Source organism: Streptomyces sp. NPDC104106, assembly GCF_055584345.1.
On record NZ_JBVJMF010000007.1, the window covers coordinates 1 to 21,972 of the forward strand.

General features: G+C 73.8%; 13 protein-coding genes. 7 read left to right on the top strand and 6 right to left on the bottom strand.

Going from position 1 to position 21,972, the window contains the following annotated elements:
- Window positions 1–503: 503 nt before the first annotated feature.
- Window positions 504–1,052, bottom strand: a complete 549-nt coding sequence (locus ACZ60X_RS17880; protein ID WP_469599266.1) for a MarR family winged helix-turn-helix transcriptional regulator — start codon at window positions 1,050–1,052, stop codon at window positions 504–506.
- Between the two features lie 149 nt (window positions 1,053–1,201).
- Between ACZ60X_RS17880 and ACZ60X_RS17885 the strand changes: the two genes are divergently transcribed.
- Entirely contained in the window at window positions 1,202–2,461 is a 1,260-nt protein-coding gene (locus ACZ60X_RS17885) for an MFS transporter (RefSeq protein ID WP_469600040.1), read from the top strand.
- A gap of 127 nt (window positions 2,462–2,588) precedes the next feature.
- Here ACZ60X_RS17885 and ACZ60X_RS17890 read toward each other — a convergent pair whose 3' ends face one another.
- Both ACZ60X_RS17890 and ACZ60X_RS17895 read right to left on the bottom strand, forming a co-directional pair.
- A complete protein-coding gene (locus ACZ60X_RS17890; protein ID WP_469599269.1) occupies window positions 2,589–4,241 on the bottom strand; it encodes an ATP-binding SpoIIE family protein phosphatase in 1,653 nt (550 codons plus the stop codon).
- A gap of 138 nt (window positions 4,242–4,379) precedes the next feature.
- Window positions 4,380–5,759 (bottom strand): NAD(P)/FAD-dependent oxidoreductase, encoded by a 1,380-nt coding sequence (locus ACZ60X_RS17895; RefSeq protein WP_469599271.1) that lies wholly within the window; start codon window positions 5,757–5,759, stop codon window positions 4,380–4,382.
- Window positions 5,760–6,136: 377 nt separating this feature from the next.
- On the opposite strand from ACZ60X_RS17895, the gene ACZ60X_RS17900 reads away from it, so the two are divergent.
- Together ACZ60X_RS17900 and ACZ60X_RS17905 are read left to right on the top strand one after the other, a co-directional pair.
- Complete coding sequence (locus ACZ60X_RS17900) at window positions 6,137–6,940, top strand: TetR/AcrR family transcriptional regulator (protein WP_469599273.1); 804 nt, start codon at window positions 6,137–6,139, stop codon at window positions 6,938–6,940.
- 212 nt (window positions 6,941–7,152) lie between these two features.
- Window positions 7,153–9,030, top strand: a complete 1,878-nt coding sequence (locus ACZ60X_RS17905) for a sigma-70 family RNA polymerase sigma factor (protein WP_469599275.1) — start codon at window positions 7,153–7,155, stop codon at window positions 9,028–9,030.
- 75 nt (window positions 9,031–9,105) lie between these two features.
- Here the strand turns inward: ACZ60X_RS17905 and ACZ60X_RS17910 are convergent, their stop codons facing one another.
- Window positions 9,106–12,429 carry an AfsR/SARP family transcriptional regulator gene (locus ACZ60X_RS17910; RefSeq protein WP_469599277.1) on the bottom strand — a complete coding sequence of 1,108 codons (3,324 nt, stop codon included), beginning with the start codon at window positions 12,427–12,429 and terminating at the stop codon, window positions 9,106–9,108.
- 627 nt (window positions 12,430–13,056) lie between these two features.
- Window positions 13,057–15,135 (bottom strand): asparagine synthase-related protein, encoded by a 2,079-nt coding sequence (locus ACZ60X_RS17915; RefSeq protein ID WP_469599280.1) that lies wholly within the window; start codon window positions 15,133–15,135, stop codon window positions 13,057–13,059.
- Between the two features lie 701 nt (window positions 15,136–15,836).
- Between ACZ60X_RS17915 and ACZ60X_RS17920 the strand changes: the two genes are divergently transcribed.
- The 4 genes from ACZ60X_RS17920 (at window position 15,837) to ACZ60X_RS17935 (ending at window position 21,000) form a co-directional block, all read left to right on the top strand.
- Window positions 15,837–17,261 (top strand): MFS transporter, encoded by a 1,425-nt coding sequence (locus tag ACZ60X_RS17920; protein WP_469599282.1) that lies wholly within the window; start codon window positions 15,837–15,839, stop codon window positions 17,259–17,261.
- Window positions 17,262–17,357: 96 nt separating this feature from the next.
- Complete coding sequence (gene lhgO, locus ACZ60X_RS17925) at window positions 17,358–18,575, top strand: L-2-hydroxyglutarate oxidase (RefSeq protein ID WP_469599284.1); 1,218 nt, start codon at window positions 17,358–17,360, stop codon at window positions 18,573–18,575.
- A 134-nt stretch (window positions 18,576–18,709) separates the two neighbouring features.
- On the top strand, window positions 18,710–19,519 hold the full coding sequence (trmB, locus tag ACZ60X_RS17930) for a tRNA (guanosine(46)-N7)-methyltransferase TrmB (protein ID WP_469599286.1): 810 nt from the start codon (window positions 18,710–18,712) through the stop codon (window positions 19,517–19,519).
- 131 nt (window positions 19,520–19,650) lie between these two features.
- The gene (locus ACZ60X_RS17935) at window positions 19,651–21,000 is read left to right on the top strand and encodes a PrsW family intramembrane metalloprotease (protein WP_469599289.1); all 1,350 of its coding nucleotides are present in this window, start codon (window positions 19,651–19,653) and stop codon (window positions 20,998–21,000) included.
- Window positions 21,001–21,004: 4 nt separating this feature from the next.
- Here the strand turns inward: ACZ60X_RS17935 and ACZ60X_RS17940 are convergent, their stop codons facing one another.
- On the bottom strand, window positions 21,005–21,949 hold the full coding sequence (locus ACZ60X_RS17940; RefSeq protein ID WP_469599291.1) for an aldo/keto reductase: 945 nt from the start codon (window positions 21,947–21,949) through the stop codon (window positions 21,005–21,007).
- Window positions 21,950–21,972 lie beyond the last annotated feature (23 nt).

Here is a 21,972-nt window from a genome sequence, read left to right on the forward strand (position 1 = left end):
GCTGTTGAGTTCTCAAGGAACGGTCGCTTCCTTTGTACTCACCCTCTCGGGCTTTCCTCCGGGCTTCCCTTCGGTGTTTCCGACTCTATCAGATCTTTTCTCGATCCGATTTCCTCGGTGCTTTCCAGGTTCCCGCTCCGCTTTCGCTTCGCGTTTCCCTTTCCGGCGGTTCCGACTCTATCAGATCCTTTCGGCGTCTGACTCCCAGTCAGGGGGGCTTGTCCTCCCGGCCGTTGGGCCGTTCCGACGTCTCAAACCTTAGCGGATCTCCTCGGCGATTCCCAATCGGGGCGCCGGGCTTCCTTTCGAATTGAATTCGGGCACGCCGAAATCAACCCGGACGGGAGATCGTGCTGATGGTGTGAGGGGTGCCGCTCAGAGCGGCTGAGGTGCTGCCGGAGAACCGTTACGGCTCTGCGGCAACCCGAAGAACTTTACGGATCCGGCAGGCGAGCGTCAACCCTCCCTGTCAAGATCTTTTTTCCCGCTCCGGTGGGGCGCTGTCAGTCCAGGTCGCTGAGGCGTCCGCCGGCGTCCGGCTGGGCGTGTTCCACCCTGCGCAGCAGGCGGGTGAGTACCTCTCCCAGCACCGCGCGCTCCGCGGGAGTGAGGTCCTGGAGCAGGTCCTCTTCGAAGACCGTCGCAAGGCGCATCGCCTCCAGCCACTTCTCGCGTCCCCCGGGCGTCAGCTCCACGATCACCCGGACGCGGTTGGACTCGTCCCTCTCCCGGGTGACCAGTCCCTCGGTGACCATGCGGTCGATCCGGTGGGTCATGGCGGCAGGTGTGAGACCGAGACGCTTGGCGAGGTCGCTGGGACCCATGCGGTAGGGGGCCCCGGACAGGACGAGGGCCTTGAGGACCTCCCACTCGGCGTTGCTGATGCCGAGGCCGGCGGTCTGGCGGCCGTAGGCCACGTTCATACGGCGGTTGAGCCGGGACAGTGCCGAGACGATCTTCTCGACCTGGGGGTCGAGGTCCTGGAACTCGCGCTGGTAGGCGGCGATCTGTTCGTCGAGGGTCGGCTCTGTGACGCCGGGGGTGTCGGCCATGGCCGCAGTATCGCACGCGGCCCCTTTGCGTCGAAGTCCTTCACTGTGTACTCTTTAGCTTCGAACTTTAGGTTCGAAGTCTTCAGAGCTAACTTCTTCAGGACTCAGTGGTGAGAGGGGTGAACGTGACCAGGGCGATGTGCGCAGCGATGCGCCGGATCCACGTGGGTAACGCACTCAGCGCTTTCGGGCTCGGCTTCACGGTCCCGTACCTGTACGTCTACGTGGCGCAGGTGCGGGGCCTGGGGTCGGTGACGGCGGGGCTCGTCCTCGCCGTCTTCGCTGTGGCCGCGCTGATAGTGCTGCCGTTCGCCGGCCGGGCGATCGTGCGGCGCGGCCCCCTGCCGGTCCTGGTCGCCGCCCTGGTCACCGCCGCGCTCGGCGCGCTGAGCCTGGGGCTCGCGGGCAACGCCACGGCCGTACTGCTGTCGGCGGCGGCGCTCGGGGCCGGACAGGCCGTGATGCAGCCGGCGCTGGCGACGATGATCGTGGACTGCTCGACGGCGGACACCCGCTCGCGTGCGTTCGCGATGCAGTTCTTCCTGCAGAACCTCGGCCTCGGTGTCGGTGGTCTGATCGGCGGCCATCTCGTCGACACGACGCGCGTGTCCTCGTTCACGCTGCTGTTCGCGATCGAGGCGGCGATGTTCCTGCTGCTGGTCGTGGTGCTGACGACCGTGCGGATGCCGCACGCGCCGCGGCTGGCGGACGTGCCCGGGCCGTCGGCGAAGGGCGGCTGGAGGCAGCTGCTCGGGAACCGGGCGATGGTGCAGCTGTGCGTGCTCGGCTTCGTGTTGTTCTTCGCGTGCTACGGCCAGTTCGAATCGGGCCTGAGCGCGTACGGCGTGGAGGCTGCCGGGATATCCACCTCCGCGCTGGGGACCGCTCTGGCCGCGAACACGCTGATGATCGTGATCGCCCAGTTCGCGGTGCTGAAGTTCGTCGAGCGGCGCCGTCGCTCCCGGGTGATCGCCGGTGTGGGCCTGATCTGGGCCGTGGCCTGGATCACGGCCGGGTACGCGGGCCTGGGGCACGGCAGTCAGGAGATGGCCACGGCCGCGTTCGTCTCGACGTACGCGCTGTTCGGGCTGGGGGAGGCGATGCTGTCGCCGACCGTCGCGCCGCTGGTCGCCGATCTGGCGCCGGAGGGCATGGCCGGGCAGTACAACTCGGCGTTCGCGCTGGTCAAGCAACTGGCGCTGGCCGTCGGGCCGGCGGTGGGCGGGCCCCTGGGTGCCTCGCTGCCGGGTCCGTACATCGTGACGTTCCTCGTGTTCTCGCTCGGGATCACCGTGCTGGCGCTGCGGCTCGGGCGGCGGCTCACCCCGGTGCAGGACCGGCCCTGGCCGGCTCGCGGGACCCGGGTGGTCGCCCGCGGCGGTGCGCCCGCGGAGTCCCTGGCGGCGTAGCCGGCGCCCGAGCAGGCAACGTTCGCCCCGTCACGACGCCCGGCACGCTCCCCCGCCGCGCGGGAGGTGCCCCCACTCGCCGCACCGGACGCCGCTCCGTGGCGGGCAAACGTCGCCTGCAGGGGCACTAGCTCCTCGGCAGCACGAACTCGCACCACACGGCCTTGCCGCCGCCCGGTGTCCGCCGGCAGCCCCAGCTGGAGGCGATGGTCGCCACGATGGCGATGCCCCGGCCCGACTCGTCGCCCGGTTCCGCGCGGCGGCGGCGCGGGAGGTGGTCGTCGCCGTCGGTGACCTCGATGATCAGCCGGCGGTCGGTGCGGCGCAGGCGCAGGCGCATCGGCGGGGTGCCGTGCTGGAGGGAGTTGGCGACCAGTTCGCTGGCCGCCAGGACGCCCAGGTCGTGCAGGTCGGCCGGGAAGCGCCAGCTCGTCAGGACACCGGAGGCGAAGGCACGCGCGCGTGGGGCGGCCTCCACGCCGCCGAGGAGTTCCAGGGCCGCGTTGCGGAAGAGGTCGCCGTCGGGGCCCGTACGGGCGGGGTGCTGGAGGACCAGGACGGCCACGTCGTCGTCGTGGTCGGCGGTGACGCCCGCCGAGCGGACCAGGCGGTCGCAGACGACCTGCGGGGTGCCGGTGGCGCCGGCGAGGGCGCCTTCGAGTGCCGCGATGCCCTCGTCCAGGTCCGCGTCGCGGCGCTCGACCAGGCCGTCGGTGTAGAGGACGGCGGTGGCGCCGGGGCCGAGGGCGATGGAGCCGGAGGCGTGGATCCAGCCGCCGGTGCCGAGCGGCGGGCCAGTGGGTTCGTCGGCCCGGGAGACCGTGCCGTTCTCGTCCCGGACCAGGATCGGCAGGTGGCCCGCGGAGGCGTAGACCAGGCGGCCCTCGTTGGGGTCGTGCACGGCGTAGACGCAGGTGGCGATCTGGTTGGCGTCGATCTCGGCGGCCAGGCCGTCGAGCAGCTGCAGGACCTCGTGCGGAGGCAGGTCGAGGCGGGCGTAGGCCCGCACGGCCGTCCTCAGCTGGCCCATCACCGCGGCGGCGCGCACCCCACGGCCCATGACGTCGCCGATGACGAGGGCCGTGCGGCCGCCGCCGAGGGTGATCACGTCGTACCAGTCGCCGCCGACCGCGGTCTCGGTGCCGCCGGGGTGGTAGGTGGCGGCGATGCGCAGGTCGTCGGGTTCTTCCAGTTCCTGTGGGAGGAGGGAGCGCTGGAGGGTGACGGCGGTCTCGCGCTGGCGGCGCTCGCTGGCGCGCAGGCGTTCGGCGGCCTCGGCGTGGTCGGTGACGTCGGTCGCGAAGACGAGCACGGAGCCGCCGCCGTCGCGGTCGCCGTCCTCGGCGGCGGGGGTGCAGGTGAAGGTGTACGAGCGGCCGTCGACGGCCTTGCGGGACTTCAGCGTGCGGGGCTTGCCGCTGCGCAGGACCTGGTCGAGGAGCGGAAGCAGGCCCAGTTCGGCGAGTTCGGGCAGGGCCTCGCGGGCGGGTGCTCCCGGCGGCCGGGCGCCGAAGGCCGCCGTGTACGCGTCGTTGACGTACGCGATGCGGTGGTCCGGGCCGTGCACGAGCGCGACGAGGGCCGGAACCCGGTCGAGGACGTCGCGCGCGGGCAGTTCGTCGACGGCCGGCACCGCCGGGGTGCCGCCGGCCGGCTGCCCGGCGCGGGCCGCGGGCACCGAGCCTTCTCCCCGCCGGTCCGGGGGGACCGGGGTCTCGGTCCGCGCGGCGGCGCGGCGCTGCGTTCCGGGGAGCCGGGCGCTCCAGCGCGTGAAGTTCACAGTGGGGAAGGCCTCATGGGTGCTGTGGGCGGGCGGACGGCCCGTCCGCGGACGTGGGGCAGTCTGGCAGGGTCTTGCCGGCGGGCCGCGGCGACATCCGTCAGACGCCGTAGCGGGCCGTGGAGTTCCTGGAAGCGGTCAGGACGACCCCTTCGGGTCGTCCGAGGGGTCGTGAGGAGGCTTTCCACCGGCCGCCAGTTCGAACTCCGCTCGGGGATGTTCGAGCGAACCGAGCGAGACGATCTCCCGTTTGAAGAGCCCGGCGAGGGTCCATTCCGCCAGCACCCGGGCCTTTCGGTTGACGGTGGGCACCCTGCTGAGGTGGTAGACGCGGTGCATGAACCAGGCAGGGTAGCCCTTAAGCCTGCGTCCGTAGACCTGGGCGACACCCTTGTGGAACCCGAGGGAGGCGACCGAGCCGACGTAGCGGTGAGCGTACGTCTCCAGGGGTTCGCCGCGCAGTGCGTGGGCGATGTTGTCGCCGAGGGTGCGGGCCTGGCGGACGGCGTGCTGGGCGTTGGGGGCGGTCTCGGTGCCGGGTTCGGCGGCGGTGACATCGGGGACGGCGGCCGCGTCCCCGGCGCCCCACGCGTGCGCCACGCCTTCCACCGCCAGCTCGGCCGTGCACTTGAGGCGGCCGCGCTCGGTGAGCGGCAGGTCGGTGGCGGCGAGGACGGGGTGCGGTTTGACGCCGGCGGTCCATACGACGGTACGGGTCGGGAAGCGCTGGCCGTCGCTGAGGACGGCGACGCGGTCGGCGCAGGAGTCCAGGCGGGTTTCGAGCAGCACCTGGATGTTGCGGCGGCGCAGCTGGGTGACGGTGTAGCGGCCCAGTTCCGCGCCGACCTCGGGCAGGATGCGGTCGGAGGCCTCCACGAGGATCCACTTCATGTCCTCGGGGCGGACGTTGTGGTAGTAGCGCGCTGCGTAGCGGGCCATGTCCTCCAGTTCGGCGAGCGCTTCGACGCCCGCGTAGCCGCCGCCGACGAAGACGAAGGTCAGGGCTGCGTCGCGGATCGCGGGGTCGCGGGTGGAGGAGGCGATGTCCAGCTGTTCGAGGACGTGGTTGCGCAGGCCGATGGCCTCTTGGACGGTCTTGAAGCCGATGCCGTGTTCGGCGAGGCCGGGGACGGGCAGCGCGCGGGAGACGGAGCCGGGCGCGAGGACGAGTTCGTCGTAACCGAAGAGGTCTGCCGCCCTGCCTTCCTCGGTGGTGGCGAGCGTGGCGACCGCGGCGGTGCGCACCGCGTGGTCGACGGAGGTCACCTCGCCGATGACGACGTGGCACTGGGGCAGAACGCGGCGCAGCGGTACGACGACATGGCGGGGGGAGATCGAACCGGCGGCCGCCTCGGGAAGGAACGGCTGGTACGTCATGTAGGGGTCGGGCGTGACGACGGTGATCTCTGCATCACCTCGCCTGAGCTCGGCCTTCAGCTTCCGCTGGAGACGCAGGGCCGTGTACATCCCGACGTAGCCGCCGCCGACAACCAGAATGCGCGCACGTTCCTTCACCATCCCATGACGCACCCGGCGCTGTTGTTTGTCCACAGCCCCGGCAATTTGTGTGACCGGCGGGCGGGTGTGCGGCGGGTCGGACGCGGTCGTCGGGGTGGGGACAAGGGGCAGGTCAGCGGGGGCGGACAACCGTGGGCGAAGGTGCTGAAGGGGGGCGGATGGGAGGCGTACTCCGATCGGGGTGCGCAGTGTGCGGAACCTGCCCCTTCTGAATTGACTGCCTCTCAACTATGTTCGTGTGACGACGGGGTGGAGGGAATGTGGTCGAACGGGACGCGCGACGGGCGGACCCGGTCGAGACCGAGGCCGTTTCCGCACACTCCGGATTCAGTGGCGGGGAGTCTCCGGGGGGAGACGTCATTTACCGGGGGAAACACATGCATGTTCAGGACACGCATTGGTCATCGGCAACCGCGGCCGCCATCGCACCCGGCGGCCGGTCGGTGAGCGCGGCGGTGGGCAACGGGCGCGCGGACAGGGCGCGGACGGCACCGCTGCGCGTGGACGCACAGCGCAATCTGGAGCACGTGCTGCGTGCGGCGCGCGAGGTCTTCGGTGAGCTGGGCTACGGCGCGCCGATGGAGGATGTGGCACGGCGCGCGCGGGTCGGTGTCGGCACGGTGTACCGGCGCTTTCCCAGCAAGGACGTGCTGGTGCGGCGCATAGCCGAGGAGGAGACGGCCCGTCTGACCGAGCAGGCGCGCACGGCGCTCGGGCAGGAGGACGAGCCGTGGTCGGCGCTGTCGCGCTTCCTGCGGACGTCGGTGGCGTCGGGGGCGGGGCGGCTGCTGCCGCCGCAGGTGCTCAGCGGCTCGGCCGGGTCGGCCGGGTCGGAGGGCTCCGGTGCGGCCGCGGTCGAGGAGCCTCGGGTGCCGCAGCAGCGGGTTCAGCCGGGCAGCGGTGAGCTGCGGCTGGTGTCCGGGGAGTCGGGTGGGGCCGCGGGGTCCTCCGGGGCTTCCGAGTCCGCCGGCAGTGGGGTCGCAGCGCTGCTCGACGTGGTCGGGCAGTTGGTCGAGCGGGCGCGGGACGCGGGTGAGCTGCGGGCGGACGTGTCCGTGGCGGACGTGCTGCTGGTGATCGCCACGGCGGCGCCGTCCCTGCCGGACGCGGCGCAGCAGGCGGCCGCGTCGGCCCGGTTGCTGGACATCCTGCTGGAGGGGCTCCGGTCGCGACCGGCGTAGAGCGCTTGTGTGGGGCCACCCCGTGCCTGCCCGTGATCGCTTCACGGGCAGGCACGGGCGCGTACTGACCCGTTCAGGCGGTGAGGGCGGGCTGCGCTGGCAAGAACCCACGGACGGGTGACCGCACTTGGTCGGGGTACTTGAACAAAAGACAATGTGGCACTCTGTGCCGGTGACGGATGGGGCTGGGCCGGTGTCGGGGGCTTTCCGCGATGGGCGTTGAGGGGCAGGACGAGTCACGGGGTGACGACGCGGGCGCGGAGGCCGCGGAGGTCACCGGGCCACCGCCCCAGGTGCCGAGCCAGGGCCGGCGCGCCGCCGCCGGGAGCGTGCCCGCCCAGCGCGGGGGAAGCGTGCTGCCGCCGCACCGCGGGATGCCGCCCGGCGACGCCGAGCTGATCGAGCGGATGCGCGGGGGCGACGACTCCGCGTACGAGGAGCTGTACCGGCGGCACGCCGACGCCGTACGGCGCTATGCGCGGACCTGCTGCCGGGACGGGCACACCGCCGACGACCTCACCGCCGAGGTCTTCGCCCGGATGCTGCAGGCCGTGCGCGGCGGGTCCGGGCCCGAGCACGCCACGCGCGCGTATCTGCTCACCTCCGTACGACGCGTCGCCGCGCACTGGACCAGGTCCGCCCGGCGCGAGCATCTCGTCGACGACTTCGCCGTCTTCGCCCAGCAGGCCGCCCGCTCGTCCGAGGTGCCGGACGACGACACGATGGACCTGGGCGCCGACGTGCGCGCCCTGCACGAGGCCGAGCGGTCCATGGCCGTGCGGGCCTTCCGCTCGCTGCCCGAGCGCTGGCAGGCCGTGCTGTGGCACACCGAGGTGGAGGACGAGTCCCCGAGCGACGTGGCCGTGCTGTTCGGGCTGGACGCCAACGGCACCCGGGTGCTCGCCAGCCGCGCGCGCGAAGGACTGAAGCAGGCCTATCTCCAGGCCCACGTCAGCGCCACCCTCACCGGCGACGAGGAGTGCGCCCGCTACGCCGACCAGCTCGGCACCTACGCCCGCCGCAAGCTGCGCGTCCGGGCCGAGCGGGGCCTGCGCAAGCACCTGGAGGAGTGCGCCAGGTGCCGGCTGGCCGCCGCGCAGATCGAAGAGGTCGCGAGCGGCATCCCCGGTGTCGTGCCGGTCGCGGTCATCGGCTGGTTCGGCGCCGCCGGGTACGCCAAGGCGCTCGGCATCGTGGCCGGCAGCGCCTCGGCCGGGGCCGCCGGTGTCGCCGCCGGGGCCACCGGGTCGTCCGGCGGGGCGGGCGGCGTCGGCGGGGCCGCGGCGTCGGAGGGACTGGGAGCTCCGGTCAAGGCGGGCATCGCGGCGGGTGTCGTCGCGGTGGCGGCCGCGGCGGTGGCGCTGGCCCTGGTCAACGACAGCCATCCGCCGGCCAAGGAGGTCGCCGGGCCGGCGCCGTCCGCCCCGGTCCTGAGGCCCCCGGCGCCGACGCCGACACCGAGGCCGACGGAGCGTCAGCCGGGCCCGGCGCCGCTGGTGCCCGCGGCCGAACCGGCCCTGACGCCGACCTCCACCCCGAAGCCCACGTCCAGGCCGCACCCCAACCCCACGCCGGCCCCGACACCTCCGCCGAGGCCCACGCCCACTCCCACTCCCACGCCGGCCCCGACCCCGACGCCCACCCCGCCGGCGCCCACCGTCTACCAGATGAACGAGCTGAGCTACGACGCCGACGGCGACGGCACCCGGCCCGAGATCCGGCTCGGCGAGAGCAGCTGGGTGTGGCAGCGCTACGGCATGTCGGTCGGCGGCACGCGGTACGCGCGCGGGGTGACCGTGCGCGGCGAGTCCTCCGTCACCGTCGCGCTGAACCGGCAGTGCACCGCGTACGACGCGCAGGCCGGCGTGGACGACATGACGCTCGGCCTCGGCAAGGTGACGTTCTCCGTCTACGCCGACGGGGTTCGGCTGTGGCGGTCGGGCACGGTCGAGGGGCGCGACCAGTCCGTCCCGGTCCACGTGGACCTGACCGGGCGCACGACCGTACGGCTCGTCGTGGAGCCGCACAGCGACGTCTTCGCCCAGGCCGCGCTCGCGGACTGGGCGGAGTCGCGGTTCACCTGCCGGTAGCCGGCGCGGCCGCCCCTCGGATGCCGGACGCGCCCCGGTCGTCGGACGCCTCTGGGCGGTCGGTTGGCGTGGCCGTCAGTCGTCTTGCGCTGCCGGGGTCCATGTGTCCAGCTCGCGCAGCACCTCGGCCACGCCGAAGGAGGCGCCCCGAGCGCGCTCGGCCGCATAGCGGTCGGGGGGCAGGGCCGCGCGGGCGCCGGCGTGCACGCGGGCGGCTTCGGTGCGCTCCGGCTCGGCGCGCGGGACACCGTCGCGCCAGTGGTCCGCGGCGGCGTACAGCCTGAGCGCGCTCGGCAGGGCGCCGTGCCGGGCCAGCAGACCGGCGGCGACGTCCGTCAGGCCCGCGGTGATCATCTCGGCGCAGCGCTGGGCCACGGCCTCCCGCAACGCCTCGGCGAGGAGCGGCAGCCCGTGCGCGAGACCCGACTCGTCCGCGACCAGCAACGCCTCGATCATGCGCAGCCACGCCTCGAACTGCGGTGGCGGGGTGTGCCCGCGCGCCGCCCCCCGGCTCGCCTCGTACAGCTCGCGGGCGCGGGCCGTCTGCCCCTCACGCAGGACGATCTGCGCGCGCATCAGCAGCACGAAGGCCTTCGGCTCCCGCACCGCGTACCGGTCGGCGGCCGCTTCGGCCTCGTCCAGAGCGGCCAGCGCGCTCTCCTGGTCGCCGGCGCGGTAGGCGATCTCGGCGAGCCGCGCCATCAGGAACGGGGCCTCGGCGTGGGCGCCCACCTCGTGGGCGAGGCGCAACGCTTCCCCGTACTCGGCGCGGGCCTCCTCGAACCGGCCGCGCGCCATGGCCGCCTCGCCCGCCGCGCTGCACACCTGGGCCCGCATCCAGCGGTCGCCGACGCGGCGGCTGATCGCCCGCAGCTCGGCCAGGTCCTCGTCCACGCCCCGCAGGTTGCCAGGGGAGTCGACGGCCACGTGGGTGCGGTACATCAGGGCCACGCCGACCTCCCAGTCGCCGCCGTGCTTGCGGCAGTTGGCGACGGCGGCGGCCATGTCCGGGCCCATCTCGGCGGGTCCGGCCAGGTGGTGGGCGGTCAGCGGCCAGATGATGCCGGGAAGGCGGGCCGCCTGCGGGCCGCCGTGCTCGTAGGCGGCCCGCAGGCGCGCGACGTACCGCGGGCCGCGGGAGTCCGCCGCGAGGTGGTCCGCGCCCGACTCTGAGGTCAGGAACAGGTGGAGCATCCGCAGGTCCGTGCGCAGCTCGCGCAGCGGATGCCCGGCCTCGCCGTCCGGGGCGGCGAGGAAGGCCCCGATGGGGTCGGCGACCTCGATCAGCGCCGCCAGCCCGCCGCCCGTGCGCAGGGCGTCCGACATGCCGGACGCGGCCAGGGTGTCCAGGGCCACGCCCAGCCGCAGGACCAGGTCGATCCGGGCGATGGCCTCATGGCGGTGGTTGCGCAGCCACCAGAACCAGCCCATGGCGAGGGCGATCGCGCCCGCCTCCGCCTCGTCGCCGGCGCGCACCGCGCGGTCCAGCGCCGCCCGGATGTTGTCCAGCTCGGTCTCCAGGCGGGAGATCCACGGCAGTTGGGCCACCGAGCGCAGGCGCGGTTCCGCCTCCTCGACCAGCGCACGGACCCACGCGCGGTGCCGGCGCTCGGCGGCGGCGCGCAGTCCGGGGACCTCGGCGGCGCGCTCGGTGGCGTACTCGTGGATGGTCTCCAGCATGTGGTATCGCATGCCGCCGGAGCCGTCGGGGCCGGTGGGCGCGGCCACGACGAGGGACTTGTCCACGAGAGCACCCGTCAGGTCGGCCGCCGGGCCCGTGCACACCGCCTCGGCCGCCGCGAGGTCCCAGCCGCCGGCGAACACGGAGGCCTCGCGCAGCACCGTGCGCTCGCGCTCGTCCAGCAGGTCCCAGGACCAGTCGACGACCGCGCGCAGGGTCTGCTGGCGGGGCAGGACCGTACGGCTTCCGGAGGTGAGCAGGCGGAAGCGGTCGTCGAGCCGGTCGGCGATCTGCCGCGGGGTCAGCAGCCTGAGCCGGGCCGCGGCCAGCTCGATGGCGAGCGGCAGCCCGTCCAGCCGGCGGCAGATCTCCGCCACGGCCTCGGTGTCGGCGAGCACCGCGTCGGCGTCGGGACGGACGGCCCGCGCGCGCTCGGCGAAGAGGCGGTGCGCCTGGTCGGGGACGAGGGGCTCGACCGGGCGCACCGACTCACCGGGGACGCCCAGGGGTTCACGGCTGGTCGCGAGGATCGTGAGCCCGGGGCAGTGGGTGAGGAGGGTCTCGGCGAGGTCCGCTGCCGCGCCGATGACATGCTCGCAGTTGTCAAGGATCAGGAGTCGGCCGCGCTGCGCGCAGTACTCGATCAGCAGGGCGACAGGGTCGGCCTGCGGGGTCGCCAGCTCGTTGGTCAGCAGCACGGTCTCGCGCAGACCGAGGGCGCTGACCACCGCGCCGGGCACCGCCTCGGGGTGGTCGAGCGGGGCCAGCTCGACCAGCCATGCCTGCGGAAGCCCTGCGGCGGCCTCCTCGGCGAGGCGGGTCTTTCCCGAACCGCCCGGTCCGGTGAGCGTGACCAGGCGGGCCCTGTGCAGATCGGAACGAATGGCTTCGAGTTCTGGTTCCCGCCCCACGAAAGACGTCAGGCGGGGACGGAGATTGCCGGTGCGCTCGGGGGGCCCGGCGGGGGACGGGGACCTGGGCGGCGGTGGCTGCGACGGCTCCTGCTGCTGGAGCAGCGACGCGTGCAGGGCCTGGAGTTCCGGGCCCGGGTCGGTACCGAGCGTGTCGGCGAGGGCGCGGCGGGCGGTGTCGTACGCGGCGAGGGCGTCGGCGGGGCGGCCGGTGTCGCGCAGGGCGCGGATGAGGAGGGCGTGCAGGGGCTCGTCGAGCGGGTGGGCGGTGGTGAGTTCCGTGAGCTCCGGTACGACGTCCGGGGCGCGGCCGAGATCGAGGGCGGCGGCGGCGCGGGCGCGGATCGCCGCCAGGCGGTGCGCCTCCTGGCGGGTCGCCGCGGTGGGGTCGGGGAGGTCGGCGAGGGCGGGGCCTTGCCAGAGGGCGAGGGCCTCGCCGAGGGTGCGGTGGGCGGTGGCCGGGTCGCCCGCGGCGAGGGCCTGGATGCCGGTGCGGGTGAGGCGCTCGAAGACGTACAGGTCGACGTCGTCCTCGGTGGCTCGGAGGCGGTAGCCGCCCGGGGTGGAGGCGATGGTGTCGCGGCCGAGGGCACGGCGGAGGCGCCCGACGAGGGCCTGGAGGGCGGCCGGGGCGTCCTGGGGCGGGTCGTCGGCCCAGATCTCGTCGATCAGGACCTCGGGGGTGACCGTGCGGGCGGGCCGGAGGGCGAGCGCGGTGAGCAGCGTGCGCAGCCGCTGGCCGCCGATGGGTACGGGGGTGCCCTGGTCGTCTTCTGCTTGGGTTACGCCCAGGATTCTGTACCGCATCCGGCCATTGTCGCGGGGGGTGGAGATCGGAGCACGAGGGTTTCGGCCGAGCGCCCGGAAGGGCCGCTGGGGTCCGCCCAGTGCCGGGGCGAGGCACGGGGGCGCCTGGTGTCCCGACCGTGCGCGGGGCCACCGACCGGTCGGAAGGGGCACGGGGAATCGCGCGAACGGCCACGGCGGTCAGGCGCGGGTGGGGTACGGCGGGAAGCACCCCGGTGGAACGCCGCGCGAAAGCGGCTTTCGGCGGGAGCCACGGGGCGGGAGCTGTCCTGAACAGGAGCTGCCCCCGGCGGAAGCTGTCCCGACGGGAGTTGTCCCGAACAGGAGCCACACCGCCGAGGCTGTCCGACGGGGGCTGCGCCGGAGCCGCCCCGGTGGGAGATCCGGGACAGTCCCGGTAGGAGCCTCGGGCGGCCCGCCGCAGCAGGGACCCGGCGGACCGGCCCCTCCGGCCGGAATCCGGGAGACGGGAAACCGTTCCGGCAGGCATCAGAAGGCGTAAGCCCTCCCGCCGTGCATCGGAGAACGTGAGCCATACGGGCAGGGATCCAAGGAACCGCACCCGACCCGGCAGGAGTACGGGAGCGGCAGGTCCTCACGGGGCGGGGGCCGACGGGTTGGGCTCGCTCAGGCGCCCGAGGCCAGCGCGTCTCTTCTCGGCTGGATCCCGGAGGGCACCGCACGCGCGCGTGCCGGTGTTCCCGTCCAGCAGGTGCCTCGGCGGGCGAGCAGGCGGCGGAGCCAGAGTTCCAGGGAGATCAGGTCGGCCAGCCCGTCCAGGGGGAGCGGGTCGCCGGCCGCCGCGGAGTGCAGGGCCTCGCGGACCACGCGGGCCTCGACCAGGCCCGCGTCGGCGAGGAGCGGGGTCGCGAAGAGGTCCAGCAGGGGATCGGCCGCTACCCGCAGCCCCGCGCGCGCGGCCGCCGCCGAGGAGCCGTGGGAGGGGGCGCCCCAGCCGGGCGGGAGGTCGGTGACCCCGGCGCCCTCCAGGACCGTACGCAGGATCGAGGAGCGGGCGCCCGGCTGGACGCGGAGGGCCTCGGGGAGGGCGCGGCAGGCGCGGACGACCTGGTTGTCGAGAAAGGGCGAGTGCAGGCGCTGGGAGCGGACTTCGGCGGCCTGCTCCAGGGCCCGCAGGTCGGCGGCGGTGCGGGCGAGCGCGGCACGCGCGCGGTACTCGCCGGGACGCTGGCCGGGACCGACGGCCGAACGGTCCGCTTCCGACTGGAGCAGAACCGATACTTCGGCCAGCGCCTCCCCCGTCAGCCAGCGGGCGGCGGGGCCCGGTCTGGCCCAGGCCAGCGCGGCGAGGGACGCGCCGACCGCCCCCTTGGGCTCGTCGAAGCGGCGCCGCATCAGCCGCTCGGCCAGCGCCTCCAGCCCGGCCCGGTAGGGCGTACGGGCGAGGCGGCGGGCGGCGCCGTACACGCGCGCGGGGACCATCACCGAACCGTCGGCCTTGGCGAGCGCGGCCACCGGCCGGACCAGATGGCGCCGTTGGCGGTCCATGAGGAGGTCGGCGAGGCGGGCCGGGTGGGCGTCCAGGACCTGGCGGGCGCCGTGGCCGGTGAAGTGGTCGGCGCTGCCGGAGGCGAGGCGGGCGCGGTGCCGGGCGGCCGTGACCAGGGAGGGCGCCGGTTCGTCGGTGAGGGGGCCGTCGAGGTCGGCGTACGGCAGGGTCTCCGCACCGCCGGTGACCACCACGTGGTGCAGGCGGGGGTTGGCCGCGAGGGCTCCCGCGCGTTCCAGCTCGGCCTCCCGGCCGCCCACGGCCAGGTCGTTGAAGGTGACGGCGACGAGCCGTTCGCCCGCGCCCGTGCCGTGGCCGAGGAGCGTGCCGGGCCGGCCGGGCAGCCCGGCGGCCAGCAGGGCGAGCGTGCCGGAGGCCGGTCCGCCGGAGAGGTCGGCGCCGATGCCGGGCACGGGCATCCCGCGCCGCGCCCGCCGGTCGGCCGGTCCCATGCCGGGCACCGGCCCGGGGTCGAGGTCGGGCACGTGCCGCGCTGCCGACAGGCGCGCGCGTACCGCCTCGACGAGGGCGTCGCGTACGGCGTCGACGGCGTGGCCGGGGTCGGCGGGGGGCGCGGCGACCGCGAGCGAGGCGACCGGCTCGTACCCGGCGATCTCGCGTGCTCCGGCGCGCAGCACGAGCGCGTGCCCCGGCGGAACGCGCCGTACACCCTCGTACGGGGTGGTGTCGCGCAGCGCGGCGGGGACGTCGGGGGCGGCGAGCAGGGCGGCGAGGTGGCCGAAGTCGAGATTGGCCTCGATGAGGTCGGCGAGGGGGAGCGCGGCGGTGGCGTAGGCGGTGCCGCCGGCCCAGGGGGTGTGGAAGACCGGGCGCGCGCCCGCGAGATCGCCGCAGACGGTGATGCGCCGGCCCACCTGGACGACGGCCGTGTAGCTGCCGGACCAGGCGGTCAGATGGCGCAGCGCGCCCCCGCGCGCGGTGAACAGCGCGCGCCGCAGCTCCTCGTCGGAGGCGCCGCAGATGCCGAGGACGGCGATGCGGTTGTCCGCGTCGGCCTTGACCACACGCACCTCGTCCGGGCGCCAGTCGCCGACGGCCCACAGCGGATCCGGGTCTCCCCACAGGAGTTGGGAGCCGACGGGGTGCAGGGTCTCGCCCTCGTACCCGGTGGCGCCCGCGGAGCCGATCCCGGCGATGCCCGGGGCGGTGCTGCTCCAACCCACCAACCACCGCATCGCCGCCTCCACAGGCTGTGGACAACCAGTGCACCGTACGAACCGGTCCCCATGCTGCCATGAAGGACGCGCTGTGGAGGGGCGGCGGCACCGCCTTCGATCGGGGGAACCGCGCGCTGAGTTCACGCGGGGCCGGGAGGAGGGGCGAGGACCGGGGGCGATGAGCGCGACTCGAATGCGCCCCCTGTACGCTCCCTCAAAACGCCCTTCGCGCCCTCAAGTTTCGTGGTCGGAGCGGATGTCAACCGCCATGTGCTGGGTCGATTTTCAGCCAAATACACAGAGCGAGATCGAAGTTGAGCACGCTCCGTACAGGCCTGCGAAAGGCGCGGCGACGCGGGAACGCGCACAGTCCGGGAGGCGGGCATCGCCTCCCGGACCGGTCCGCCACCCGCGGGGATGAAGGTGGCGGTGTCCCCCAGCCCACTGGATCCAGTACAGCGGGCCGACCCACGCAAGAGCCATGGAACCGCTCCCCCGGTGGCCGGAGAAGAGCGCACGGACGGGCGCACGGCCACACGAGCGGGGGCACGCGGCGACAGGCCGTGCACGGTGCGTACAGGACCGCGCTTCCGTACGGACCACAATCCCGCCATCCGGAACAATGCCCCTTAACGCTTGGGATGCGGCGAACTACGCTGGGTTTACGAATGCCGCGTGGTTATGCCAGCGCGACAGCCGTCTGTGTCGAGGGGTGGCGCATGTCCAGGGAGCAACGCGGGCCGAACGAAAAGCTCGGCGCCGTTCTCGCCCTCGCGGGAATCAGCAACGCAGGACTCGCCCGGCGCGTCAACGACCTTGGTGCCCAGCGCGGGTTGACTCTTCGCTACGACAAGACGTCGGTGGCGCGCTGGGTGTCGAAGGGCATGGTGCCCCAGGGCGCCGCGCCGCACCTCATCGCGGCCGCCATCGCGCAGAAGCTCGGCCGGCCGGTGCCGCTCCACGAGATCGGCCTGGCGGACGCGGACCCCGCACCCGAGGTCGGCCTCGCCTTCCCCCGGGACGTGGCACAGGCGGTGAAGTCGGCGACGGAGCTGTACCGCCTCGACCTCGCCGGGCGCCGGGCCGGCTCCGGCGGCATCTGGCAGTCCCTCGCCGGGTCGTTCGCAGTGAGCGCGTACGCAACGCCTGCCTCACGATGGCTGATAACCCCCGCCGACAGCTCGGTCGCGCGCGAGGCGAGTTCCGCCGAGGGCTCCGGCGCACCGATCAAAGTCGGCCACAGCGATGTGCGCAAGCTGCGGGAGGCCGCCGAGGACGCCCGGCGGTGGGACTCCAAGTACGGGGGCGGGGACTGGCGTTCCTCGATGGTGCCGGAGTGCCTTCGGGTGGAGGCGGCGCCCCTGCTGCTGGGCTCCTACTCCGACGAAGTGGGCCGCGCACTGTTCGGCGCCTCCGCCGAACTCACCCGCCTCGCCGGCTGGATGGCCTTCGACACGGGCCAGCAGGAGGCCGCCCAGCGGTACTACATCCAGGCGCTGCGCCTCGCGCGCGCGGCGGCGGACGTCCCTCTCGGGGGCTACGTCCTCGCCTCCATGTCGCTGCAGGCGACGTACCGGGGCTTCGGGGACGAGGGCGTCGACCTGGCGCAGGCCGCCCTGGAGCGCAACCGGGGGCTGGCGACCGCGCGGACGATGAGCTTCTTCAGGCTGGTCGAGGCGCGGGCCCACGCGCGCGCGGGAGACGCGCAGGCGGCCGGGGCGGCGCTGAAGGCGGCGGAGGGCTGGCTGGAGCGGTCCCGGGAGGGCGACAACGACCCGACATGGCTTGGTTTCTACGGATACGACCGTTTCGCGGCGGACGCGGCCGAATGCTACCGGGACCTGAAGGCGCCCCGGCAGGTGCGCCGGTTCACCGAGCAGGCGCTGTCGAAGCCGACGGAGGAGTTCGTGCGGTCGCACGGGCTGCGCCTGGTGGTCTCGGCGGTCGCCGAGCTGGAGTCCGGGAACCTCGACGCGGCGTGCGAGGCCGGGGCGCGGGCCGTGGAGGTGGCCGGGCGGATCTCCTCGGCGCGGACGACGGAGTACGTGAAGGACCTGCTGCACCGGCTGGAGCCCTACGGGGACGAGCCGCGGGTGGTCGAGCTGCGGGAGCGGGCACGGCCGCTGCTCATGGCTCCGGCCTGAGGTGACGGCTCCGGCCCGAGCCGCGAACGGCCGGCACCCGGCGCGTCCGGCGTTTGAAGGCGTTGTCAGTGGCGCAGTGCACTATCGAGGTGGGAGGTGGTGCAGGTGCCGGTCGGTGCGTTCGACTGTGATGTGCTCGTGGTCGGCGGGGGGATCGTCGGGCTGTCGACGGCGTACGCGATCACGCGGGCCGCGCCGGGGACGCGCGTCACCGTGCTGGAGAAGGAGCCGGGGCCGGCCCGGCACCAGACGGGGCGCAACAGCGGCGTGATCCACAGCGGGATCTACTACCGCCCCGGCTCGCTCAAGGCCCGGTACGCGGTGCGGGGCGCGGCCGAGATGGTGAAGTTCTGCGCCGAGTACGGCATCGCCCACGCCGTCACCGGAAAGCTGATCGTCGCCACCGAGCGCGAGGAGCTGCCGCGGCTGCACGCGCTGGTGCAGCGCGGCCGGGAGAACGGGATCCCGGTCCGGGAGCTGGGGCCCGCGCAGATCAGCGCGTACGAGCCGGAGGTGCGGGGGCTCGCCGCCATACACGTCGGGACGACCGGTGTCTGCGACTTCGTGGACGTCGCCCGGCAGCTGGCGCGGGCCTCGGGGGCGGAGATCCGGTACGGGGCGCGGGTCGTCCGGGTGGACCGGCGGCCGGAGCGGGGCGTGGCCGTGCTCACCGCGGCCGGTGACGTCGTACGGGCGCGGGTGCTGGTGAACTGCGCCGGACTGCACTGCGACGAGCTGGCCCGGCTGACCGGGGACGAGCCCGGGATGCGGATCGTGCCGTTCCGCGGGGAGTACTACGAGCTGGCGCGGCCGGAGCTGGTGCGCGGGCTGGTGTATCCGGTGCCGGATCCCGCCTTCCCGTTCCTCGGTGTGCATCTCACCCGCGGCATCGACGGCGGCGTGCACATCGGGCCGAACGCGGTGCCGGCGCTGGCCCGGGAGGGGTACGGCTGGTGGGTCGTACGGCCCCGGGAGCTGGCCGGGACCGTGGCGTGGCCGGGGTCCTGGGCGATCGCCCGGCGGCACTGGAGATACGGCGCCGGGGAGTTGCGGCGCTCGGTGTCCAAGGGGGCGTTCCTGGAGGCGGTGCGCCGGCTGTTGCCGGGGGTGGAGCCGGACGACCTGGTGCGGGCCCCCGCCGGGGTGCGGGCGCAGGCGGTGCTGCGCGACGGGACGCTGGTGGACGACTTCCTCATCCGTGAGGGGGAGCGGGCCGTGCATGTGCTGAACGCGCCCTCGCCCGCGGCGACCGCTTCGCTGCCGATCGGCCGGGAGGTGGGGCGCCGGGTACTGGCGATGCTCGGCCCGCTGTAGCGCCGTAGCAGCCGTTGCAGGGGCAGCGCCAGCCGGAAGCCGCGTTCGCCCGCCGATCCTCCGCCCCCCGGAGCCCGCCGCCCGGAGGCAGGTCTCGGGGAGTGGTTCTCGGGCGCCGTAAAATTGGTGGCACTGTGTCTGACTCCCTCAACACCCCCGACGCCCCCGCCCCGGTTCCGCACGTCCCCGGTGTGTCCGTTCGGCACACCCGGGCCAAGGGCGAGCCGCGGTTTCCCGACGGGCCCAAGGCGGATCCCGCCGGGTCGCACTTCGAGCGGCGGATCAGGAGCTTTCAGCCGCGGCGCAGCCGGGTGACGGCCGGGCAGGCCGACGCGCTCCAGCGGCTGTGGCCCGCGTGGGGGCTCGACATCGACGGACAGCGGGTCATCGACCTCGGCGAGCTGTTCGGGAACGACAGGCCCGTGGTGCTGGAGATCGGGTTCGGCATGGGCGAGGCCACCGCGCAGATGGCCGCCGGGGACCCGGACACCAACATCCTCGCCGTGGACGTCCACACCCCCGGCCAGGGAAATCTGCTGAACCTCGCCGACCGCGACGGACTGGACAACGTCCGGGTGGCCAACGGGGACGCGATCATCCTGCTCAGGGAGATGCTCACACCCGACTCGCTCGACGGGCTGCGCGTGTACTTCCCGGACCCCTGGCCCAAGAAGCGGCACCACAAGCGGCGGCTGATCCAGCCCGAGTTCCTCACGCTCGCCGCCACCCGGCTGCGCCCCGGCGCGCTGGTGCACTGCGCGACGGACTGGGAGCCGTACGCCGAGCAGATGCTGGAGGTGCTCACCGCGCACCCCGACTTCGAGAACACGCAGGCCGACGGCGGTTTCGCCCCGCGCCCGGCGTTCCGGCCGCTGACCCGTTTCGAGGGGCAGGGGCTGGACAAGGGTCATGTCGTGAACGATCTGCTCTTCCGGCGCCGTTGACCGGAACCGGGCCGGGCACCGGGACCTCCGGGCACCCGGCCCGGCCCCTTCCCGCACCGCCGGGTCCGCCAGGGCGCCGGGGCCGGTAATCCGCTCCAGCCCCTCGTCCCGTCACCGTTAGGGTCGATGCCGTGGCCACCAGTCCGACCAGTCCTCCGTATCCGGCGTATCCGCCCCACCCCGGGGGCCCTGGGCTCCGCCATCCGCACTGGTGGCAGCGCGGATGGGTGCGCTACGGGGCGCTGATCACACTGCTCGCCCTGTCCGGGCTGGTGATCCTGGCGCTGGTGCGCCGGCAGACCGGCACCGAGGGGTTCCTCGTCGGGATCGGGCTGGCCATGCTGCCCGTGCCGTGGCTCATAGCGGCCTTCCGGTGGCTGGACCGGGTGGCACCCGGCCCCTGGCGGAACCTGGTCTTCGCGTTCGCCTGGGGAGCCTGCGCGGCGGCCCTCATAGCCATCGTCGCCAACAGCTTCGCCACCAGGTGGATAGCCACCGCCGACCCGGCCAGTGCGGACACCCTGGGCGCCACGGTGATAGCGCCCATCGTGGAGGAATCCGCCAAGGCCGCCGCCGTACTGCTCGTCTTCCTCTTCCGCAGACGCGACTTCACCGGGATCGTCGACGGGGTGGTGATAGCGGGCATCACCGCCACCGGGTTCGCGTTCACCGAGAACATCCTCTACCTCGGTACGGCCTTCGGGACCGATCAGCTCACCGGCGACAGCGGCATCGCCTCCGTCACCGCCGCCACCTTCTTCGTGCGCATCGTGATGTCGCCGTTCGCGCACCCCCTCTTCACCACCATGACCGGCATCGGCTTCGGCATCGCCGCGCTCTGCGCCGACCGCCAGCGCGCACGCCGGGTGCTGCTGCCGCTCGCCGGTCTGCTGCTCGCGATGGGCATGCACGCTTTCTGGAACGGCTCCTCGACCTTCGGCCGGCTCGGCTTCTTCGCCGTCTACGGCTGCTTCATGGTGCCGGTGTTCGGGCTGCTGACCTGGCTGGCGATCTGGACGCGGCAGCGGGAGCTGAGGACCGTGCGCGCGGAGCTGCCCGCCTACGTACTGGCCGGGTGGCTCGGGCCGGCCGAGCCGTTCGCGCTGGGCTCGATGCGGGCGCGCCGGGCGGCCCGGGACTACGCCCGGCACCACGGCGGCAAACCGGTGGCGCGGGAGGTGGCGCGCTACGAGGCGTACGCCACGGATCTCGCGCTGCTGCGGCACCGGGGGCGCGCGGGGAAGGCCGGGGCCGACTTCGTCGTACGGGAGCGGGAGCTGCTGGACGAGCTGTGGAGGCGCAAGGACGCGGCGCGGCCGGCTCTGGAGTACGGCGCGAGGGCGGCCGCCCCGGCCCCGGTGCGCTGGGCTCCTCCCCCGTACGGGTACGGCCAGGGGCCGGGGTACGGGTATCCGGCGGTGCCGAACCCCGCGTCCCCCACGTCCCCCGCGTACAACCCGTACTACCCGTACCGGTCGTAGCGCGTTACGCCGACGCCGCCGTCAGCTTCGCCAGTTCGTCCTGCGTCAGCTTCAGGTCCGCCACCCCCAGCAGCGCGGGCAGCTGTTCCACCGTGCGGGCCGAGGCGATCGGGGCGGTGACCGTGGGCTGGGCCGCGAGCCAGGCCAGGGCGACCGTGGCGTGCGGGGCCTCGTGGGCGGCGGCGATCTCGTCCAGGGCGGCGAGGACCTTCTGGCCGCGCTCGGACTCGGCGTACCCCTGGGCCCGGTCGGCGCGGGCGCTGTCGACCTTGGTGCCCGGGCGGTACTTGCCGGTCAGGAAGCCCGCGGCGAGGGAGAAGTACGGCACCGCGGACAGGTTCTCCTTGGCGGCCAGGTCCTGCAGCTCGCCCTCGTAGGTGTCGCGGGAGACCAGGTTGTAGTGCGGTTGGAGGGCGACGTAGCGGGCCAGGCCCTCGCGCTCGGAGAAGTCGAGGGAGGCCTGAAGGCGCTCGGGGCTGATGTTGGAGGCGGCGATGTGCCGGACCTTGCCCGCCCGCACCAGCTCGTCGAGGGCGCCGATGATCTCCTCGACCGGGATCTCGGGCTTGTCGAAGTGCGTGTAGTAGAGGTCGATGTGGTCGGTGCCCAGGCGGCTCAGGGACGCGTCGGCGGCCGCCTTGATGTTGGCGGCGGACAGGCCCTGGAACTTCGGGTGCTGGCTGACCTTGGTGGCGATGACGACGTCGTCGCGGTTGCCGCGGGCCTTGAGCCACTTGCCGATGACCGTCTCGGACTCGCCGCCCTCGTTGCCCTCGACCCAGGCGGAGTAGGCGTCGGCGGTGTCGATGAAGTTGCCGCCCGCGGCCGTGTAGGCGTCGAGCACGGCGAAGGAGGTCTCCTCGTCGGCGGTCCAGCCGAAGACGTTGCCGCCGAGGGAGAGGGGGAAGACCTGGAGGTCCGAGGAACCGAGTGTGCGCAAGGAAGTCATGCTCTACGTCAACACCGGCGGCA